This is a genomic window from Levilactobacillus parabrevis (genome assembly GCF_044051715.1).
Lineage (GTDB): Bacteria > Bacillota > Bacilli > Lactobacillales > Lactobacillaceae > Levilactobacillus > Levilactobacillus parabrevis.
Genome location: NZ_CP168688.1, coordinates 999,679 through 1,017,674, shown reverse-complemented (window position 1 = coordinate 1,017,674; position 17,996 = coordinate 999,679). Strand labels below are relative to the sequence as shown.

Here is a 17,996-nt window from a genome sequence, read left to right as displayed (position 1 = left end):
CCGTTAAATCATCATTACTTAAAACAATCTGGGGTGAATATGGCAAAAGTTGCGGACCCCCCTCGTCAAAACGACGAAAGGACTCCGCAACTTTGCATAAATCTCATTTATTTTAATAACTATTGAAGATGTGACTGGTAAATTTCTTCGCGCCACTCGCCCGTGCTAGGAAGCTCTGCGTTCCATCGGTCGATGAGACGGTAATATCAATTGGCACTCCGGACGGCAGGTACTTCTGTGCTGCCGTTTGGAGATACTGCGTAAAGCTAATGATTTCCGTTTGACTGTAGAACTGGACGGTGATGTTGACGTGCATCCCCTGCAGGTTCTTACCGTCATAACGGGCTTGTGCAGTCACCCCACTCAGGTTCGGGAAGAAGTTCTCAACCTGTGTCTTGAAGTTCGTAAAGGAGCTCTCGTCGTTACTGTTAGGACTGCTTGAACCACTCTCAACTGGGAAGACATAGTTCTTTTCACCAAGCGGTGTCCAGCTCTTCACACTAGTTGCACCAGCCTTGTTATTCGAGTATGCCATGAAGGTCCCACCGACCAGACTATCGTTAGACGCCTGCCGGTAAACGGCAATCACGATCGGCACATTCTTCAACGCTGACTTCTTCCGAAGACGTTGAAGCACCGTGTTGGCTGCTTTCTTGGCATACGCCTCACCAGCCGCCTTGCTGATTTTCGTCTCGAAGGTTGCGCCATACTGCGTCTTCTTGTAATAATCGACCGAGTTCACGGCGATCCCAACCGTCACCCCACTCAGCGAAAGCTTATTGTCCTTTTGCGTCATGTAGTCCTGTTCTTCCAGGGCTTGGATATAGATGGGGTTCCGCTTGTTTGGTGAAGTTGACCCGTTGCTAGCAGGATTCAATCCATCTGGATTAGACTTGGACTTTCGATCCAGCCAATTCTGTACGGTTGAAGAACTCAAGTACTGACCTTCCTGGAAGACATATTTCTTGGTTGAAAAGACCTTCTTTGAGACGCTCAGCATCCCATTTTCAAAGCTCTTCAAGTTGTACGTATTGCCAGAGTCTTGGCTGTTCGTGACTCCACGTGACTTACTCGTCTGGTAGTGGCCACTCTTGATGACGCCTTCGTAATCCCCGTCCGTAGTCTGGCCGGTCAACTGGGTGCTCCCAGATTTACCACTACCACCAGAACTTGAAGACATGCTGGAACTACCCAAATTACCACACGCAGCCAAAAATAACGGAACTGCAGCTAACGCGATAAAAGTTCGTAACCGTTTCACGACTTGTTTCCTCCTAAAGGTCATCATTTATTCTCATTCATTGCCGCCTGCAATTGTGCTTCATTCCAAACGGGAACGTTTAGGCTCTGAGCCTTAGTGAGCTTGCTACCAGCCGCTTCGCCAGCAATCAACAAGTCTGTCTTCTTCGAGACGGACCCGGTAACTGTGGCACCGTGCTGCTCTAGCCATGCGGTAGCTTCCGGGCGGGTCAACTCTTGAAGTTTCCCCGTCAGAACCACCCGTTGCCCAGCGAATTGTCCCTCAGCATCAACGGGTGTTGCCGCCCCACTGGTGTATGTCAGGTTGACGCCAAGGTCCGCAAGTTCATGAATCAGATTCTGAACTTGATCACTGCTAAAGTATGTCACCACACTGTCGGCAATGATACCACCAATGGTATCGATGGCGGCAATCGTCTCGCTATCGGCAGCCATCAAGCTGTCGAGATCGCCAAATTCTGCCGCAATGGAACGAGCAGCTTTGGCGCCAACGTGACGAATACCCAAACCGAATAGCAAACGTTCTAATGAATTATTGCGACTATTATCGATTGCTGTCAAGAGGTTTTGGGCCGACTTCTCCCCAAATTTATCTAAAGTTAATAATTGATCAGCCGTCAGCCGATATAAACTAGCCACGTTGTTGACCAGTTTCCGATCAAAGAGCTGCGCCACAATCTGTGGACCCAAGCCGGCAATGTTCATCGCATTCCGGGAGGCAAAGTGATTCATCCCCTCGGCTAGCTGGGCTGGACAGTTAGGATTGATGCAACGCAAGGCAACTTCCTCATCCAAATGAACTAGCTCTGCTCCACAGGAGGGACAGTGCGTTGGAATCGGATAAGGTTCAGCATCTGCTGGACGCTTAGCCGCAACGAACTGCGAGATCTCAGGGATAATATCCCCTGCCTTGTGCAATAATACCGTATCACCAATCCGAATATCCTTAGCTTCCAGATAATCTGGATTGTGCAGGGAGGCCCGAGCAACCGTGCTCCCGGCCAACGCAACTGGTGTCATTACAGCAGTTGGTGTGACGATTCCCGTCCGTCCCACAGTCCATTCGATATCCAGAATCTTCGTCTGAACTTCTTCAGGTGGAAACTTATAAGCAATCGCCCACCGTGGCACTTTGACCGTAGCACCCAGTGACCGTTGCAGTGGCAACGAATTAGCCTTGATGACGATGCCATCAATCCCATATGGGAGATTACTACGTTGCTCTTGGTAACGGTCAATGTACGCGCCGACTTCAGTCATGTTATGTGCGACCTGATAACTAGGGTTCGTTGTAAAGCCCAATTCAGCTAGTTCATCCAGCAAGCCACTCTGTGTCCGCGTGTTCAGCGGCTCGTAATCTGCAATATTGTACATGAACGTTGCGAGTTGGCGATCTGCCGTAACTTGAACATCCAGTTGCCGCAACGAACCAGCTGCCGCATTCCGCGGATTGGCAAACGGAGCCTTGCCGGCCGCTTCTCGCCGTTCGTTTAGCGCCAGAAAGGCCGCCTTAGGCATGTAACACTCGCCCCGTACATCGATGGTCAACGGCCGACTCAGGGTCTGCGGAATCGACTTGACTGTCTTCAAGTTGGCGGTAATATCTTCCCCAATCTGACCGTTACCGCGCGTAGAGCCCTGAACAAACTCCCCATTTTCATAGCGTAATGAAATAGCCAGACCATCGATCTTTAATTCACAGTTATAGTCAAAATCTTCTTCAACGTTCGCTCGGAGTCGATCATCAAATTCGCTCAATTCTTCCAGCGAAAAAACGTCGCCCAAAGAAAGCATCGGAATCTCGTGAGTGACCTTGGGTAGATCCCCCCGCGTTGTCCCACCGACCCGCTGTGTAGGTGATTCTGGGGTCACAATATTGGGAAAAGCCGTTTCCAAAGCAACTAATCGCGCGTAGACCCGGTCATAGACGTCATCTTCCACCGCTGGTGCATCCGCATCGTAATATTGCTTGCCCCACGCTATAAGTTGAGGACGCAACTCAGCTGCTTCGTTGGCAGCCTGATCTTCAGTTAAAGTATTGATGGGTTTATCAGTCATGTTAGCCTCCCACGTTAACCTTTTTAATCAACCCGTTTAATTGGTGCAAAGGCAGCTAACAGCCGCTTAACACCCTGTTCTGGAAACGCAATATCCAGTTCGGCGTCTTCACCGGTACCACTAACCTTGACCACGGTACCGACACCCCACTTCTTATGACTGGCTTTATCGCCAATACTCCAGGCAACCTTACCAGCACCCGTGCCAGTTGGTTCACTGACCCGACCAGTCTTACCATGATATGGCGTGGCAACGGCACTGGCTGTTCGCCGCGCAAATGGCACGTCCTTACGACTTGGCGTCAAACCAGACTTGCTTTCACTGTAATCCAAGTGCAGTAATTCTGGTGCAATTTCGGTAATAAATCGTGATTCAGGGTTGTTTTGACGCCGCCCATAGAGCATCCGTGAGTACGCATTGGTGAGATACAGCTTTTGCTGTGCCCGCGTAATCCCAACATAGGCCAGACGCCGTTCTTCTTCCAACTGATCATCTTCGAGCATTGCCCGTGACAGTGGGAAGATCCCCTCTTCAAGCCCCATAAGGAAAATCACTGGAAATTCCAGTCCCTTAGCAGCATGTAGCGTCATCAACGTTACCTCTGCCGGTTCTTCCTCAACATCGTCTTGCGCGGATACTAAAGCCAAGTCGGCTAAGAATTCAACCAGCCGATCATCATTCTCATCGTGATCTTCGTTGTCCCAGCTATCATCAAACTTTTGCGTAACGGATAAGAATTCTTCGATGTTTTCGATTCGTGTCTCAGCTTCCAAGGACTTGGAGGCCTTCAGAGCGGCCATATAGCCGGTCTGATCCAACAATTGACTGGTAATATCGGACACGGTCGCCGTGGCAGCAACATCCTGTACGGCCTTGATCGTCAGCCCAAACTTCTCCATGGCATTCCGAATCCGAGCCCCCAAATTCGTTGCGAGACTGACGTTTTGCGTCGCTTCCAGCTCGGACCAGCCATTAAAGTCAGCAAAGTCCCGTAGCTTCGTCAAACTAGTCGCGCCAATTCCCCGCTTAGGCTCGTTGATAATCCGTTCCAGACTCATCGAATCGGCTGGATTAGCAATCAACGTTAAATAAGCCAAGACATCCCGAATTTCCTTACGGTCATAGAACTTGTGACCGCCGACCATGGTATAAGGAATGTTAGCCTTAACCAGCGTTTCTTCGATCACCCGAGATTGCGCGTTGGTCCGGTACAGGATGGCAAAGTCACCGTAATCGTGATGATTCTGCTCGCGTTCTTCTTGAATTTTTGCCACCACATAATGGGCTTCATCGTTTTCATTTTGCCCGCGGTAGTAAGAAATCGCATCCCCTTCAGGATTCTCCGTCCAGAGATCCTTCTTCTTCCGGTTCACGTTACGCTGGATAACATCGTTGGCCGCCTTCAAGATCGTCTTGGTTGACCGATAGTTCTGTTCCAACAGGGTAACGTGGGCATCGGGATAATCGTGTTCAAAGTTCAGAATGTTTTCCATGTTGGCACCCCGCCAACCGTAGATACTCTGGTCGCCATCCCCAACAACGCAGAGGTTGTTATACTTCTTAGCCAGCATATTGACCAACATGTATTGTGCATCGTTGGTATCCTGGTATTCGTCCACGTGAATGTATTGGAACTTATCTTGATAGTGTGCCAAGACATCTTTTTCGTCATTGAATAATTTAATCGTCAGCATGATCAGGTCGTCAAAATCCATGGCCTGGTTAACCTTCAATTGCCGTTGATAGCTCTCGTAAACATCTGCAACCGTCGTTTCAAACGGATTACCTGCAGCTTCACGCATCATCGCTGGCGTCTGTAAAGCGTTCTTAGCATTCGAAATGGCGCCCAGAACCGAACGGGGATCAAACTTCTTAACATCTAGGTTCTGGTCATGCAAAACCCGCTTGATCAGCGTCCGTTGTTCCCCGGTATCGGCAATCGTAAAAGCCCGATTATACCCTAATTTATCGGCATCACGCCGCAAGATTCGCACACACAGAGCATGGAACGTGGAAACCCAAACGTCATTACCGTCGGGACCCAACAGTTTAGCCACTCGTTCCCGCATTTCCTTAGCGGCCTTGTTTGTAAAGGTAATCGCTAGAATGCGCCACGGCATGACGTTATTATGCTCGATCAAGTAGGCTACTCGGTGGGTTAAGACCCGCGTCTTACCACTCCCGGCACCTGCCAGTACCAGGAGGGGCCCTTCAGTCTGAAGGACGGCCTCCGTTTGCTTATCATTCATGCCAGTTAACAATTCTTCTCCTGCCACCGTGAACACAATCCTCTCTGTAGTTAGTCCTGACTATTATAGCAAAATTCTAGGGCTTTCGACACCGCCAGGCCCTAAATAACTCGATCCAGACACGCGCAGTTATCACTAGACGTCGCGGCCAAATACACCCCATAACTCATCAAGCCCACTATTTAAATAATTCTCAAATTTCTGAATTCTCGTTGGAAGCGTCACACCACATTGCGCACATACGTTCCCCTATCATTATCTATCATTGTAGCAAATATCTCGGGCCACGCCTACTACTCTCGGCCATCTTTTCAAATCTCTTATTACTAAACTAATATCCAGCCAGTTAGGTCACCTATACGGCCCTTAAAGACAAGAAAACTGCATCTTCCCGGCGCCGTTAACGTCCAGGTCGATGCAGTCTCGCGTTAAATTTTATTTATCAAGTTAAGCTTGTTCGTCTGGTGCCGCGCTTGTAGGTGTAACCGTGGCTTCATCCGACCAGATTCCGGTATCATCCAATTGATCCAGGATTGGCTTGATGCTGTCTCCTTGAACGGCAATATGCCCCATGACATCGTCATCTTCTTGATGCTTCAAGTGATAGAACGTAAAGTGCCAGTTGGCCTTCAATTGCCACTGGGTCCGCATTGCGGGTAACTGAGCCGTAGTAAAGGCCGCGGTCACGGCTGGCGTCAAAATGTGGGCAGACGCCAACGGTAACCCAGCAATTGCTCGGAGATGCTGATCGAATTCCGTCAAGTTGGCAGCGGCTTCGAAGACGTATCCCGTCTCACTCGGTGCTGGCACAATCTTCTTAACATAGATGGCACCACTACTCGTGAGGTAGAAGGAGACTTCAAAGACACCCACATAGCTAACGTGCTTCGTTACTTCCGTCGCAATCCGTTGAATCTCACTAGCAACAGCATCATCGACCTGTGCTGGCACCCACGTCCGCACGGGGCGGTCGTCAACGGACTGCGTTTCCGTAATTGGAAAGGCTTGACCATTGCCATCCTGGTCACGAGCCACAATAATAGAATACTCACGGTCATAAGCAATCTGTGACTCCAAAATATACGTCCCCCAGTCAAGGAGACCGGCCGCTTTAGCAATATCCGTCTGGGTCTTAATGACTAATTCACGGCCCCGCGACCATTCCTTTTGAATAGGCTTCAGAACACACGGATAACCAATTGAATTGATGGATTGGTAGACGTCATCCAAATTGATGATCGTCGCATACGGAGCAATATTGACGTTCAGTTGTTCAAAGAATGCCCGTTCCAACAGCCGATCCTGCATCATTTCGAGCATGTCCGATCCCTGAGGTATCCGCGTATACTGAGCCAAGAACTTCACAACATTCGTGCTGACCCGATCAGAATCGTAAACGATTGCCGCACAGCTCTCTGCAAAGTGCTGCAGCTTCTCACTATCTTTATTACTGCCGACTGCTTTAAAGTCAGCCAATTGTAATGCTTCACTCGTTTCATCAGCGCCATATGCACCGACACGTAGGCCCATCTTACGGGCGGTAGTCACTAACATCGCAGCATTTGCACTGTTACCGATCACCCCAATAGTATCTCCAGGATATAAGACCGTGTTCGCCAATTTGCTCCCTACTTTCTAACTCGAATTTGGATAGTTTCTAAAATCAATGTGGTGGTTTCAATATTTATTTTAAAGTTTGCGTGGTGAATAAACAAGCAAGGTGTTTAGTTAATCTTCCGCAAAAGTAACCGTGTTATCCTCGAAGGCAGCGATGCTGGCTAAGGCTTCTAACTGAATGCCCGCATCCATGACCATCTTATGTCCCTTCTGGAACCGTTTCTCGATCACGACACCAACACCGGCAACCTCGATCTGCGCCGTCTTGGCAATATCGAGTAGCCCTTGGACGGCTTGCCCATTGGCTAAAAAGTCGTCAATGATGAGCACCCGATCCTCGGGGCTGAGGAAGCGGCGATCAATCGAAATATCGTTGTTCACTTGCTTGGTATAGGAGTATACCTTCGCCGTGTAAAGGTGGTCCGTCAACGTGAGACTCTTGTGCTTGCGGGCAAAAATAACGGGGACGTTCAGGTGCAGCCCCGTCATAACTGCGGGCGCAATTCCGGAAGACTCCACCGTCAGGATCTTAGTGATGCCGGCATCGGCAAATCGCCGAGCAAATTCGGCGCCCAACTGATCCATTAATTGCGGATCAATTTGATGATTCAAAAAATTATCGACCTTGAGGACGTTTCCCGGTAATACGGTTCCGTCTTGACGAATGCGATCTTCTAAAAGTTTCATGACAGTGCGACCTCCATTTAGCTCTTCTTGGTGATCCATCCGCGGTGTCGATTAAGGTGTAAACAATCACGAATGAATCACGTTTAAGTCTATTTTACCCGATTGCGCTGTAAAATCACAACGGCTATGATTGAAATTTACGAAGGCTTAACTAATCCATAAGCCAAGCAACTCCGCTAAGACTGTCGTCAGCGCTAGAATCGCCAAGTTACGAACCGCCAAAATAAATGTTTGTTTTTTGACTTGAATCTGGAAAAAAGCCACCACATTCCGGTAAATTAGTGGGATACTGATTAAGGACAACAGGGACCAGACCGGCAAATCCCCAATCAGAACACTCGCAATCAATGATAGATAGCCGACGATGTAGAACCCCGCAAAGAGCCACAAGGAACGCCGCTTGCCCAAGTAATACACAATTGTCTTGCGTTCTAAGTCGAGATCTTCCTTGGCGTCACAAATGTTGTTAGCCAACAACAACGCCGCGATAGCCATAACCGCTACCCCTGAGGCCAACAGGACTCGGGCCATGAGCCCCCCATTAAATGCCGTTGTCTGGTAAAGATTCAGATAAACGGTGATCAACATAATCAGATAGCCCATGGTAAAACCGGCAAAGAATTCACCCGTTGGCGTCCCCGAAAGTGGCCGGGGACCACCGGCATAGAGGTACCCCACCAGAAAACACAGCACCCCCATGACCAATAGCGGCCACCCAGTGACCCAGACTAGGTAGAGGCCGATAATCCCAGCAATGACGGCAAAACTAGCCATCAGAGTAAACACCCGGCGAATGTGAAGGTGCTGAACTCCAATAATGTTGGTCTTCTTTTTCCATTCAGCGGCCTGATTACCGGCCTTCGTGTAGTCTTGATAGTTATCGTTGATATCAACAGCCATGTTGAACAGTAGCATGGCGATAAAGAACAGCGCCATGATTCCCCAGTTCAACTGATGGAAGTTGGCTTGAACAAAGATTAGTCCCAGTAAAAACGGCCAAACTGATGCGATTTTTGCCTTAATTTCAACTAACTCGAAAAAAATACTAAGTGTCAACGTAATCCCCCCGCAAATAAATTCTAATTAGATGATAACCTTTATTTGACAACGTTTCCACTTGCCAGTAAGATAAATTTTAACGTACATATAGTGAGGTGCAGTATGGATCGACAACTTTGGCGGCAATTTCCCCAGGTGGAACCGCAACTCGTCGCGCTACAAGATTACTTGTTAGCCGCGGTCCAGTTAGATAACCAACCCATCCACAGCAAAATATTAGCGCTACTCAACGCCGGCGGTAAACTCTTACGTCCCGGCTACTTTTACTTATTCGCCGCATTTGGCGACGAAGCATCCCCCACACAGCTTCAGGCCGGTGCAGCAGCCTTAGAGATTCTCCACGTGGGTACACTGATTCACGATGACGTGATCGATGAATCCCCGACTCGTCGTGGCGTTCGCACGATTCAGATGAAATATGGACAACGCAACGCCATCTACGCCGGTGACTTTATGTTCACCGCCTACTTTAATCAAGTGCTAAAGTCCACGGATGACCGTGACCTGATTCAGAACCATATCAATGCCATGCACCGGATTCTCCAGGGTGAGCTCAGCCAAATGGCGCTGAACTACCGTGAAAACGTGAACGTGGACGCCTACCTCAAAGAAATTGCTGGCAAGACGGCTGAGCTCTTTGCCCTAAGTTGCTATCAGGGAGCTAAATTGGCGGGGGCACCTGCCGCCGTCAGTGACAGCGCCCGTGAAATCGGGCTGACGATTGGGAGTGCCTATCAGATTCTAGACGATATTCTAGACTATGCTGGTGATCCCAAGAAGACGCGCAAACCCGTGTTGGAAGACCTGCGTTCAGGGGTCTACTCATTGCCACTAATTTTGGCGATTCCCCAGGCACCACGCGATTTTCACCGACTGCTAAAAAAGAAACAGGACATGACCACCGCAGATATCGAACAGGTTCAGAATTTAGTGACGCAATACAATGGTGTTGGCGCTGCCCACGAGTTAGCCACGGACCTGACTGACCAAGCCTTGGCCCTAATCGACCAGCTGCCCGCAAGTCAGGCTACGACTGATCTGACTCACTTGACGCGGATGCTCCTCCGCCGCGATCACTAGTTGGTATAGCCCACTATACAGGAGTCAGCTAGAGAAGCTAGGACAATCGTACGTAGCCCCTTAGTTACCCGCAACGCTAACTGTTTCTCCGTTAAATGAGACAATGGCTTTCAGGATCACTGGCATATTATGCTGGTGATCTTTTAGTTTGTCCGCCCAACGATACTGTCGAACGATCATTACCGAGATTACGCGGTTTGCAAGCCGGATTATCAGACGTTTTAACTACTTAAAGGGTGACTACGATTACTGAGCCGTTCGCTTGCGAATAAACTGACCATTCCGTATCATGACAGTTGAGCCCAGCAAGTACCACACAATGTTCGCTCTCAGTATTTCAATATCAAGACTCGCCAACCAAGTTATCGCAAATTTCCACACAACCAACAAGCAGTGGCGCAATTCACTTTCTAGCATAGAAAAACGTTTCCTTTGCTCCGTCAGATACAAGCACACACACCCAAACACATCCCATAGACAACGATCCCTATGGGGCCATACAAAGCGCTGGACTCGCTCCACGTTTCACAGGCAACATTAAATCCTCTGGACAACCCACCAGAGGATTTTTTTTGAAAAATAAAAGGAATCGTCTTCACAACGATTCCTCATCAAACACAGTTAATAACTCACCGGCCACGATCCAAGTTATACAGCGACTGGAACCGCGGATTGTCCCGGTACAGTTCCGCCGGAGTTCCTTGCATGTCAAAGTGCCCGTCCTCAATGAAACGAACCTGATCAACGTGGTTGATACCCGCCAGATGGTGGGTCACCCAAATGATTGTCTTGTCGTGAAGCACGTCAAACACTGTATCCAGCAAATGCTGTTCGGTGATGGGATCCAGGCTAACTGTGGGTTCGTCCAAGATAATAATCGGCGCATCCTGCAGCAGAATCCGTGCCAGTGACAACCGTTGCCGTTCCCCACCAGAGAACCGACTACCGGCCTCCTGAACCTGCGTCTGATACCCCGCTGGTAACCGCGTGATCAGATCATCGAGCTCAACGGCCTTAACTGCCGCCATAACCTCTTCATCGGAAGCATTAAGATTCCCTAACCGCACGTTGTTCATGACCGTCGTATTGAACAGATAAGGTTGTTGGTCCAGCACCCCGAATAGTTGGGCTCGCTGGTCCTGCAACCGAGAAATAGGTTCGCCATTCAGCGTGATTTGACCACTTGTCGGCGTCTCATCGCCCAGCACCAGCTTCAACAGCGTACTCTTCCCGGTGCCACTTGGTCCCAGCAACGCCAACTTTTCTCCGGGGTGTAACGTCAACGACAGGTCGTCAATGACTTCACGAGCCGCGCCTGGATAGGTAAATTTCACGTGATCTAACTTCAATTCGGTCAAATTGCCAATCGTCGTCTGCGCAACCTGTTCCGGTTCATTTTCATCCAATGCGTTAACCCGCTTGATGGAGTCCTGATAGACCGGCCACTCGCTGACCCCCTGACTCATGTCGGCAAAGGGTTCTACGGTCGGAAATAGTGCTAGTCCAAAGGCAGCAACCCAGTTAGCTTCCGCCTGATTGTGGGTGAACATGACACCGGCCCACCATACCAGCAGAATGACCGCAGCACCGAAGATAAATTGAATGGCAAAGTTGCGCCACCACTGAAAATGGTGATCGGCGCGCCGCAGCTTAGCAATCTCATCGATTGGTGCATCCTGCTGCGCGAGAAAGTCGTGACGCCGACCAGAAATCAGCCAATCGCCCAACCCCAACACCGCATCGGTCAATTGCGTGTAGAAGGTCCGTTGCACCTGGCGCGCCTGAAATTCTCGCCGACCGTTGACAGCCACCGAAAGAAGCGGCATCACAAGGACAATGGCGCCCAATAAAACGAGCATCAACAGCCCAAAGGCCCAGTTAAAGTAGCCGATACCAATGACGACGAAGGCATAGAGTAACCAGCCAATCACTAATGGAAAGACTGTCCGGAGGTATAAATTCTCAATGTGATCAATGTCCTCAGCCAAGATACTCAAGACGTCCCCGGTCTGGTGCGTCTGGCGAATCGCCACAGCCTGTTTCTCCACGGCCTCATAGAGTCGCTTCCGAAAGTCCGAGACAATCCGTAGCACCCAGTTGTGGCTGGTCAAGCGTTCCGCATAGCGAAAGGCTGGCCGACCGATCCCGAAGGCCCGTGCCAAGACGATGGGCACGTAGATCATCAAGATGTTGTAGGGATGCGTGGCTGCCCGACTAATCAGATAGCCGGAGTTAAACATCAGCGCGCCTCCGCAGAAGAAGGTCATAAACCCTAGGAACAGGACCAATGCCAGAAGCTTCTTATAGCGACGGAGATATGGCATGACCCAGTGATCATTTTTAAATGTCGCAAAGAATCCCTTCATTTGACCGTCGCCCCTTCCATTTCGGACCGCAACCGTACATAGGCACCGCCCTGTTGCTGAAGTTCAGCAGGTGTCCCTTGTTGGACGATCTCACCATGGTCCATAACTAAAATATAATCCATCTCATTCATCCAATGTAACCGATGAGTCGCGAAGAAGACCAAGTGGTTGTCAAAGACTGGCAACATGGTCTGCTTCAACTCGACTTCCGTTTCAATATCCAGATGCGCTGTGGGTTCGTCAAACAGTAAGATTCGCCGTGAATCGTCCAGGAAGGCTCGCGCCAACGCAATTCGTTGGGCCTGTCCCCCACTGACGCCCCGCGCACCTTCACCGATTGGCGTATCCAAGCCAGCCGGCAACGTGGCAATCCAGTCGGTCAGTCCAGCCTTCGCTGCCGCTGCAGCAATCGCATCATCAGACGCATTGGGCGCGTAGAAGGCCAAGTTATCGCGCAAACTGGCGTGGAAAAGATACGGTGCCTGTGGAATGTAAACGAAGCTGTGCTGCCAAGCTTGCTGGTCAAGATGGGGAACGGCCGTGCCTCGCACGTTGATTTGACCGTCATCCGGACTCAAAAAGCCCCCTAACGTGTTGATTAAGGTGGATTTCCCGGAACCAGAAGCGCCGATGATGCCCACCTTCTGAAAGCCACGAACGTCAAAGTTTATGTTCTTCAGTGTCGGCTTATCCGTGTCCTCATAGCTGACGTTGACGTGGTTGAACTTGATGGCATCATTTGCCTGCCAGACAGGATCACGTACTGGCAATAGGTCCCGGTCAGCTGGCGTCTTGCGTTGCAAAACGTCTAGAACCGCCGTCAGCGCATTCTTCCCGTTCAACGTCGCATGATAGTCGTTAGCAAAGTTACGAATTGGTGCAAAGTAGTCCGGCGCTAGGGTCAAAATAATTAAGGCGGGCAACAAATGAATCGTCCCGTTCATCAGGCCAAAACCCAAGAAGACGGCGATGATGGCGATGGACAAGGTCGTGAAGAAATCCAACGCAAACGTTGAGGTCATCGCAATCGTCAGGGTCGACATGGTCTTCTTTCGATAATCCTCGCTGACCTGGTAGACGTTGTTGGCATAGGTCTTGTTCAACCCCAACTGCTTCAACGTTGGCAACCCCCGCAAGGTATCGACAAAGTGATTGGATAACCGCTGGTAGCCCGCATACTGCCGGTCGGCTTTGGCCTGCGCCGCGAGTCCCAGAATAATCATAAAGAAGATAATTAACGGGTAGATAGCGAGCAGGAATAACGCTTCTTTCCACTGGATCAAGGCTATGTAAATCAAGACAATCCACGGTGTCAGGGATAGATCCAACACCTTGCCGATAATCAGCATCAAATACGTCTGAATCTTATCGATCCCCTCAAGGCCCATGGTGACCACGTTCCCGGTTCCCTTCTGCGCAACAACACTGGGCCCTAGGTCAAATAACTTGGCCATGAACTGCTTCCGTAAAGTCTTCGTCGTTTTCTCCACGAACGGATACAGGAGCCAATTCTGTGCCAACGTAAGGAGATGGCGTGCTAGAAAGGCCACGGCAAACAGGGCCAGTGGCGCCACAATGGTCCGCACGGATTTCATGTGCCACAGGTTCACGATGGCAATTGACAGGTAACGAGCCTGAAAGATAATCATGAACGCCTGAATGAACGTTAGGACGGCCATTACGGCTGCGGCCGGCTTGACGCCTGGAAATTTAAAAACACGCTGATCAATCAAAATAACGCCCCCTCTAAACAAGTAAGTCTTACTGCTATGATACAGCTTTCATCGCCACATTTCGAGCGCTTACATCGCTGATATACGCTCAATTTTGACTCTTCATTTCATGGGTGCAGCCAATCAAAAAGGACGCCGCCCGAAGACGACATCCCCGATTGCATTTATTTCAAGCTAAGCGCTCTGCTTTGGTGAAGCCAGACGCTTGTAGAAGACCCAGTAACTCCAGATGAAGTAGATCAGCACGATCGGCAGAATACTGAACGTGAGAATCGTCATCAGATGAAGCGTGTAAGGTGAGTTTGAAGAGTTCTTGATTAACAGCGAGTTGGCCGGATTGTTGGCGATCATGACCCGTGGGAATAACCCATTGAAGATCAAGACAACCACACTAATCAGTGATAACCCACTGCCAACAAAGGACAGCCACTCGTGGTTCCCCAGAACACCCCAGTAAGCCAAGGCGGTGAAGATGACCAGTGCGACCACGATAGCCGTGGTGGTCATTGGCTTCTTGGCGAAGAAGTCGGTGGAGAAGAATAACAGAACGGCGAAGAGCACTTCCCCGGCAAAGAGTACCGGGTAAAGAATCTTGTTCCAGGCTAAGGCCCGGTCTCGCAAACCGCCGGAAGTCTTCAAACGGATGAAGTTCAAGCCGTGGACCAGACTCAAGACGGTCACAGCAACCCCACCAACGAGGGAGAACAAATTAACGTAATCGCCAAAGTGAGCGGTCATGTCACCATTCTTATCAATTGGCATCCCGGCAATCATTGCGGTGAACAGCATCCCAAAGAGGAAGGCTGCACAGAAACTCCCGATGGTCGAAGCCCATTCCCAGAAGCTCCGCCAAGTATCCGTTTTCATATTTGCTCGGAACTCGAAGGAAACACCCCGGAAAATCAAAGCTGCTAGAATCAGGAATAAAATCAGATAGAAGCCAGAGAATAAGGTGGCATACCACATTGGGAAGGACGCGAACATCGCCCCACCGGCAGTGATCAGCCAAACTTCGTTACCGTCCCAGTGTGGGCCAATGGTCTTGATGACCACGTCCCGTTCGTCACTGTTCTTGGCGAAACTCTTCACCAACATCCCGACACCGAAGTCGAACCCTTCAAGGAAGAAGAAACCACTAAACAACACGCCAATGAGAATGAACCATACAAGCTGCAGGCTAGTCATGGTTGAACGCCCCCTTCGAGTAAGGATCTAACTCTTTCGTATCACCAGCTGAATAGCCGTCGGTGTTCTCGGCATCCGGACCAGCCTTTAACGTCCGGTGGCAGAGGATAATCATGATGAGCCCCATGATGGCAAACATGGCAAAGTAAACGATGTTCGTTGTCAGCAATGAGGCCACAGATACATTCGGCGAAACCGCGTCGGCAATGGTCAACAGGCCATAGACGATCCAAGGGTAACGACCGAATTCAGTGATAAACCAACCAGCGGTGTTTACAACGAATGGTAACCACAGGCACAGTCCCATAATGTAGAGGAACCAGCGCTGCTTCATAATCAATTGTGATCTCTTACGGTTAAAGATCAAGCCCACGATGGCGAGTAAGGCGAACAGGGCCCCAGCACCTGACATGATTCGGAAACTCCAGAACAGCGTCTTCGTTGGGACGTAGTAGTTCATGTCGCTCCCAAACTTCCTATCGTACTTCGCGTGCATATCTTTATTGATTTGATTCATGCCTTTAACGGTCCCAGTCGTCTTGTGATAACTTAATAGGTTCAGGACGTAAGGCACGTCGACGGACCAGGTCGTCTTGTGTTGCTTCGTATTGAAGCCAGAGACAGCGGCCCATTCACCCTTGTTGGTCGAGTTCTTGTAGAGCCCTTCCATAGCGGCAAACTTCATGGGCTGGTTGTTGATCAGGTAACGACTCTGCAGGTCACCAGTAGCGATGGACCCCAGAGAGAAAATCAAACCGATAACTAAGGCAACGTTCAATGACTTCCGGTAGAAGTCCACGTGGTCTTTCTTAAGTAAGCGCCAAGCACAGCACCCAGCGATAACGAAGGCAGCGGTTACAAAAGCCCCGAAAATAACATGCGGGAACTCATTCCATAACTGCGGATTCCCAATCACTTTACCAAAGCTGACCATTTGAACGTGACCAGTCTGTTGGTTGATGATGTAGCCTAAAGGATTTTGCATGAAACTGTTGGCCGCCAAAATCCATAATGCGGATAGTGAAGACCCGAACATAACTAACCAAATAAAGAGCGTGTGGACCCACTTATTGAAGCGACCCCAAGTAAACATCCACATCCCGATGAACGTGGATTCCAAGAAGAATGCAGCCAGGGCTTCAATGGCCAATGGTGCACCGAAGATGTCCCCCATGAACCGAGAGTATTCGGACCAGTTCATCCCGAATTGGAACTCTTGGATGATACCGGTAACCACACCAACGGCGAAGCTGTAGAGGAACATTTTACCCCAGAACTGCGCCATCTTCTTGTAGTCCTCATCACCCTTGATGGCGTACATGGTTTCCATGACTGCCACCACGAAGGCTAACCCGATTGAAAATGGAACGAAGAAGAAGTGAAAGACAGTGGTCATTCCAAATTGGAACCGTGCTAGGCCTAGGATATCCAGACCAAGATTTAGCATTTTTCTAACCTCCCCAAACGTTATTAGTGTAAATAAATAATTGCTGTCTTGTGTTCATTATATCTAGTGATAAGTGAATTTTCAATGGTTGGGCCTTAATATCCCCAAAGATGATGGTATATATTCGAAATTCGTGTGTTAATTGTTCGGTGACTTTCGTAACACTTCTGAAAATGTGTGTTATCTTTGCTAGGAAATTATGCATGCGCTTTCAAATTTAACGGATAAAATACACAAAGTCGTGCTAAAATAATAGATAAGTAATAGGTATGAGGAGGTTTTTCATCATGACAGAACGCGTACTTACCTTACAACCCTTAACAGCTGAACAACGGGTGCAATTGGAAAAGACCGGTGTCGAAGTCGTCGACGCTGAAAACTGGGAAGCAGCAGCCCCCATCACCATCATCTTTGGTTGGGATAAAAAGGTTGGCCCAGCAGCGCTGATGGCGCCAAACAACCAGGTCAAATGGATTCAAACGGTCAGCGCCGGGATCGACTACCTGCCGCTGGACTGGATCAAGGCCCATAATGTCCAGGTGACCAACGCTAGTGGCGTCTACTCACCGGCAATTGCGGAATCGACGTTAGGCTACCTGCTGTACTTTGTGCGCGGCTTTAACGAAGCCGTGAAGAATCAGGCGGGTCACTTCTGGCAGGTGCCTGCACGGGATGATTTGAGCATGCTGGCGAGCCAGAAGGTCGTTATTTATGGTACCGGGAGTATTGGCCAGGCGATTGCGAAGTTACTGAATGGCTTTGGCAATCGCCCATCGGGGGTCAATCGCTCGGGTCATCCGGTAGAGGGCTTTGTGGAAACGGCTAGCTTGGCTAACGATAGCACCCTGCTGAAGGATGCGGACGTGGTCATCAACGCCATGCCTGCGACCAGCACGACCGTCCACTACTTCGACGAGAGCTTCTTCAAGCAATTGGACGAGCTCAACATTTTCATCAACGTGGGCCGTGGCAAATCAGTCGACCAGCAGGCGCTGATGAACGCCCTCCTCTATCAAAACGTGTTGCATGCGGCACTGGACGTGTTCGAAGAGGAACCACTGGCTAAGGATTCCCGGCTGTGGGATTACCCGAACGTATTGGTTACCCCACACCAAACTGGGTTTGCTAAGGAAAATACGAAGCCAATTCTGGATATTTTCGGGAAGAACCTGACGAGTTGGTTGGCTGATGGCAGTTTGTCGGTTAATTTGACGGATGTGAGTTTGGGGTACTAAAACAATTTAACTAGCAAAAA

The 17,996-nt window shown here is 49.7% G+C and carries 12 protein-coding genes; 2 read left to right on the top strand and 10 right to left on the bottom strand.

From position 1 onward, the window contains the following. Positions 1 to 112: 112 nt before the first annotated feature. The 6 genes from ACEPSU_RS04885 to ACEPSU_RS04860 all read right to left on the bottom strand — a co-directional run bounded on the left by ACEPSU_RS04885 (position 113) and on the right by ACEPSU_RS04860 (position 8,927). Positions 113 to 1,285, bottom strand: a complete 1,173-nt coding sequence (locus tag ACEPSU_RS04885) for a CamS family sex pheromone protein (protein ID WP_260340224.1) — start codon at positions 1,283 to 1,285, stop codon at positions 113 to 115. Further along, a complete protein-coding gene (ligA, locus tag ACEPSU_RS04880) occupies positions 1,285 to 3,318 on the bottom strand; it encodes an NAD-dependent DNA ligase LigA (RefSeq protein ID WP_395322978.1) in 2,034 nt (677 codons plus the stop codon). The genes ACEPSU_RS04885 and ligA overlap by 1 nt, the downstream gene beginning before the upstream one ends. 23 nt (positions 3,319 to 3,341) lie before the next feature. Then, positions 3,342 to 5,567 (bottom strand): DNA helicase PcrA, encoded by a 2,226-nt coding sequence (gene pcrA, locus ACEPSU_RS04875; RefSeq protein ID WP_395323142.1) that lies wholly within the window; start codon positions 5,565 to 5,567, stop codon positions 3,342 to 3,344. A 447-nt stretch (positions 5,568 to 6,014) separates the two neighbouring features. Then, positions 6,015 to 7,187, bottom strand: coding sequence for an ATP-grasp domain-containing protein (locus ACEPSU_RS04870; protein ID WP_395322977.1), 1,173 nt, complete (start codon positions 7,185 to 7,187; stop codon positions 6,015 to 6,017). Positions 7,188 to 7,295: 108 nt separating this feature from the next. Next, positions 7,296 to 7,871, bottom strand: a complete 576-nt coding sequence (locus tag ACEPSU_RS04865) for a xanthine phosphoribosyltransferase (protein WP_395322976.1) — start codon at positions 7,869 to 7,871, stop codon at positions 7,296 to 7,298. Between the two features lie 147 nt (positions 7,872 to 8,018). Further along, positions 8,019 to 8,927 (bottom strand): 1,4-dihydroxy-2-naphthoate polyprenyltransferase, encoded by a 909-nt coding sequence (locus tag ACEPSU_RS04860; RefSeq protein ID WP_395322975.1) that lies wholly within the window; start codon positions 8,925 to 8,927, stop codon positions 8,019 to 8,021. Positions 8,928 to 9,032: 105 nt separating this feature from the next. Between ACEPSU_RS04860 and ACEPSU_RS04855 the strand changes: the two genes are divergently transcribed. Then, a complete protein-coding gene (locus tag ACEPSU_RS04855) occupies positions 9,033 to 10,010 on the top strand; it encodes a polyprenyl synthetase family protein (RefSeq protein WP_395322974.1) in 978 nt (325 codons plus the stop codon). Positions 10,011 to 10,639: 629 nt separating this feature from the next. On the opposite strand, the gene cydC is transcribed toward ACEPSU_RS04855, so the two are convergent. The 4 genes from cydC to ACEPSU_RS04835 form a co-directional block, all read right to left on the bottom strand. Next, positions 10,640 to 12,376 carry a thiol reductant ABC exporter subunit CydC gene (cydC, locus tag ACEPSU_RS04850; RefSeq protein ID WP_020089535.1) on the bottom strand — a complete coding sequence of 579 codons (1,737 nt, stop codon included), beginning with the start codon at positions 12,374 to 12,376 and terminating at the stop codon, positions 10,640 to 10,642. Next, positions 12,373 to 14,109, bottom strand: a complete 1,737-nt coding sequence (gene cydD / locus ACEPSU_RS04845) for a thiol reductant ABC exporter subunit CydD (protein ID WP_395322973.1) — start codon at positions 14,107 to 14,109, stop codon at positions 12,373 to 12,375. The genes cydC and cydD overlap by 4 nt, the downstream gene beginning before the upstream one ends. 174 nt (positions 14,110 to 14,283) lie before the next feature. After that, positions 14,284 to 15,294: a cytochrome d ubiquinol oxidase subunit II gene (gene cydB, locus ACEPSU_RS04840; protein WP_125701367.1), complete on the bottom strand. Its 1,011-nt coding sequence runs from the start codon at positions 15,292 to 15,294 to the stop codon at positions 14,284 to 14,286. Beyond that, on the bottom strand, positions 15,287 to 16,741 hold the full coding sequence (locus ACEPSU_RS04835) for a cytochrome ubiquinol oxidase subunit I (protein WP_395322972.1): 1,455 nt from the start codon (positions 16,739 to 16,741) through the stop codon (positions 15,287 to 15,289). Before ACEPSU_RS04835 ends, cydB begins: the two co-directional genes overlap by 8 nt. Before the next feature lie 287 nt (positions 16,742 to 17,028). Here ACEPSU_RS04835 and ACEPSU_RS04830 point away from each other — a divergent pair, with 287 nt between their 5' ends. Further along, on the top strand, positions 17,029 to 17,976 hold the full coding sequence (locus ACEPSU_RS04830; protein ID WP_395323577.1) for an NAD(P)-dependent oxidoreductase: 948 nt from the start codon (positions 17,029 to 17,031) through the stop codon (positions 17,974 to 17,976). The last annotated feature ends 20 nt before the right edge of the window (positions 17,977 to 17,996 follow it).

Bases quoted from the DNA above. Each gene is read 5' to 3' on its own strand.
- ACEPSU_RS04885 (WP_260340224.1), bottom strand. From the start codon at position 1,285: ATGACCTTTAGGAGGAAACAAGTCGTGAAACGGTTACGAACTTTTATC.
- ligA (WP_395322978.1), bottom strand. From the start codon at position 3,318: ATGACTGATAAACCCATCAATACTTTAACTGAAGATCAGGCTGCCAAC.
- pcrA (WP_395323142.1), bottom strand. From the start codon at position 5,567: ATGAATGATAAGCAAACGGAGGCCGTCCTTCAGACTGAAGGGCCCCTC.
- ACEPSU_RS04865 (WP_395322976.1), bottom strand. From the start codon at position 7,871: ATGAAACTTTTAGAAGATCGCATTCGTCAAGACGGAACCGTATTACCG.
- ACEPSU_RS04855 (WP_395322974.1), top strand. From the start codon at position 9,033: ATGGATCGACAACTTTGGCGGCAATTTCCCCAGGTGGAACCGCAACTC.
- cydC (WP_020089535.1), bottom strand. From the start codon at position 12,376: ATGAAGGGATTCTTTGCGACATTTAAAAATGATCACTGGGTCATGCCA.
- cydB (WP_125701367.1), bottom strand. From the start codon at position 15,294: ATGACTAGCCTGCAGCTTGTATGGTTCATTCTCATTGGCGTGTTGTTT.
- ACEPSU_RS04835 (WP_395322972.1), bottom strand. From the start codon at position 16,741: ATGCTAAATCTTGGTCTGGATATCCTAGGCCTAGCACGGTTCCAATTT.
- ACEPSU_RS04830 (WP_395323577.1), top strand. From the start codon at position 17,029: ATGACAGAACGCGTACTTACCTTACAACCCTTAACAGCTGAACAACGG.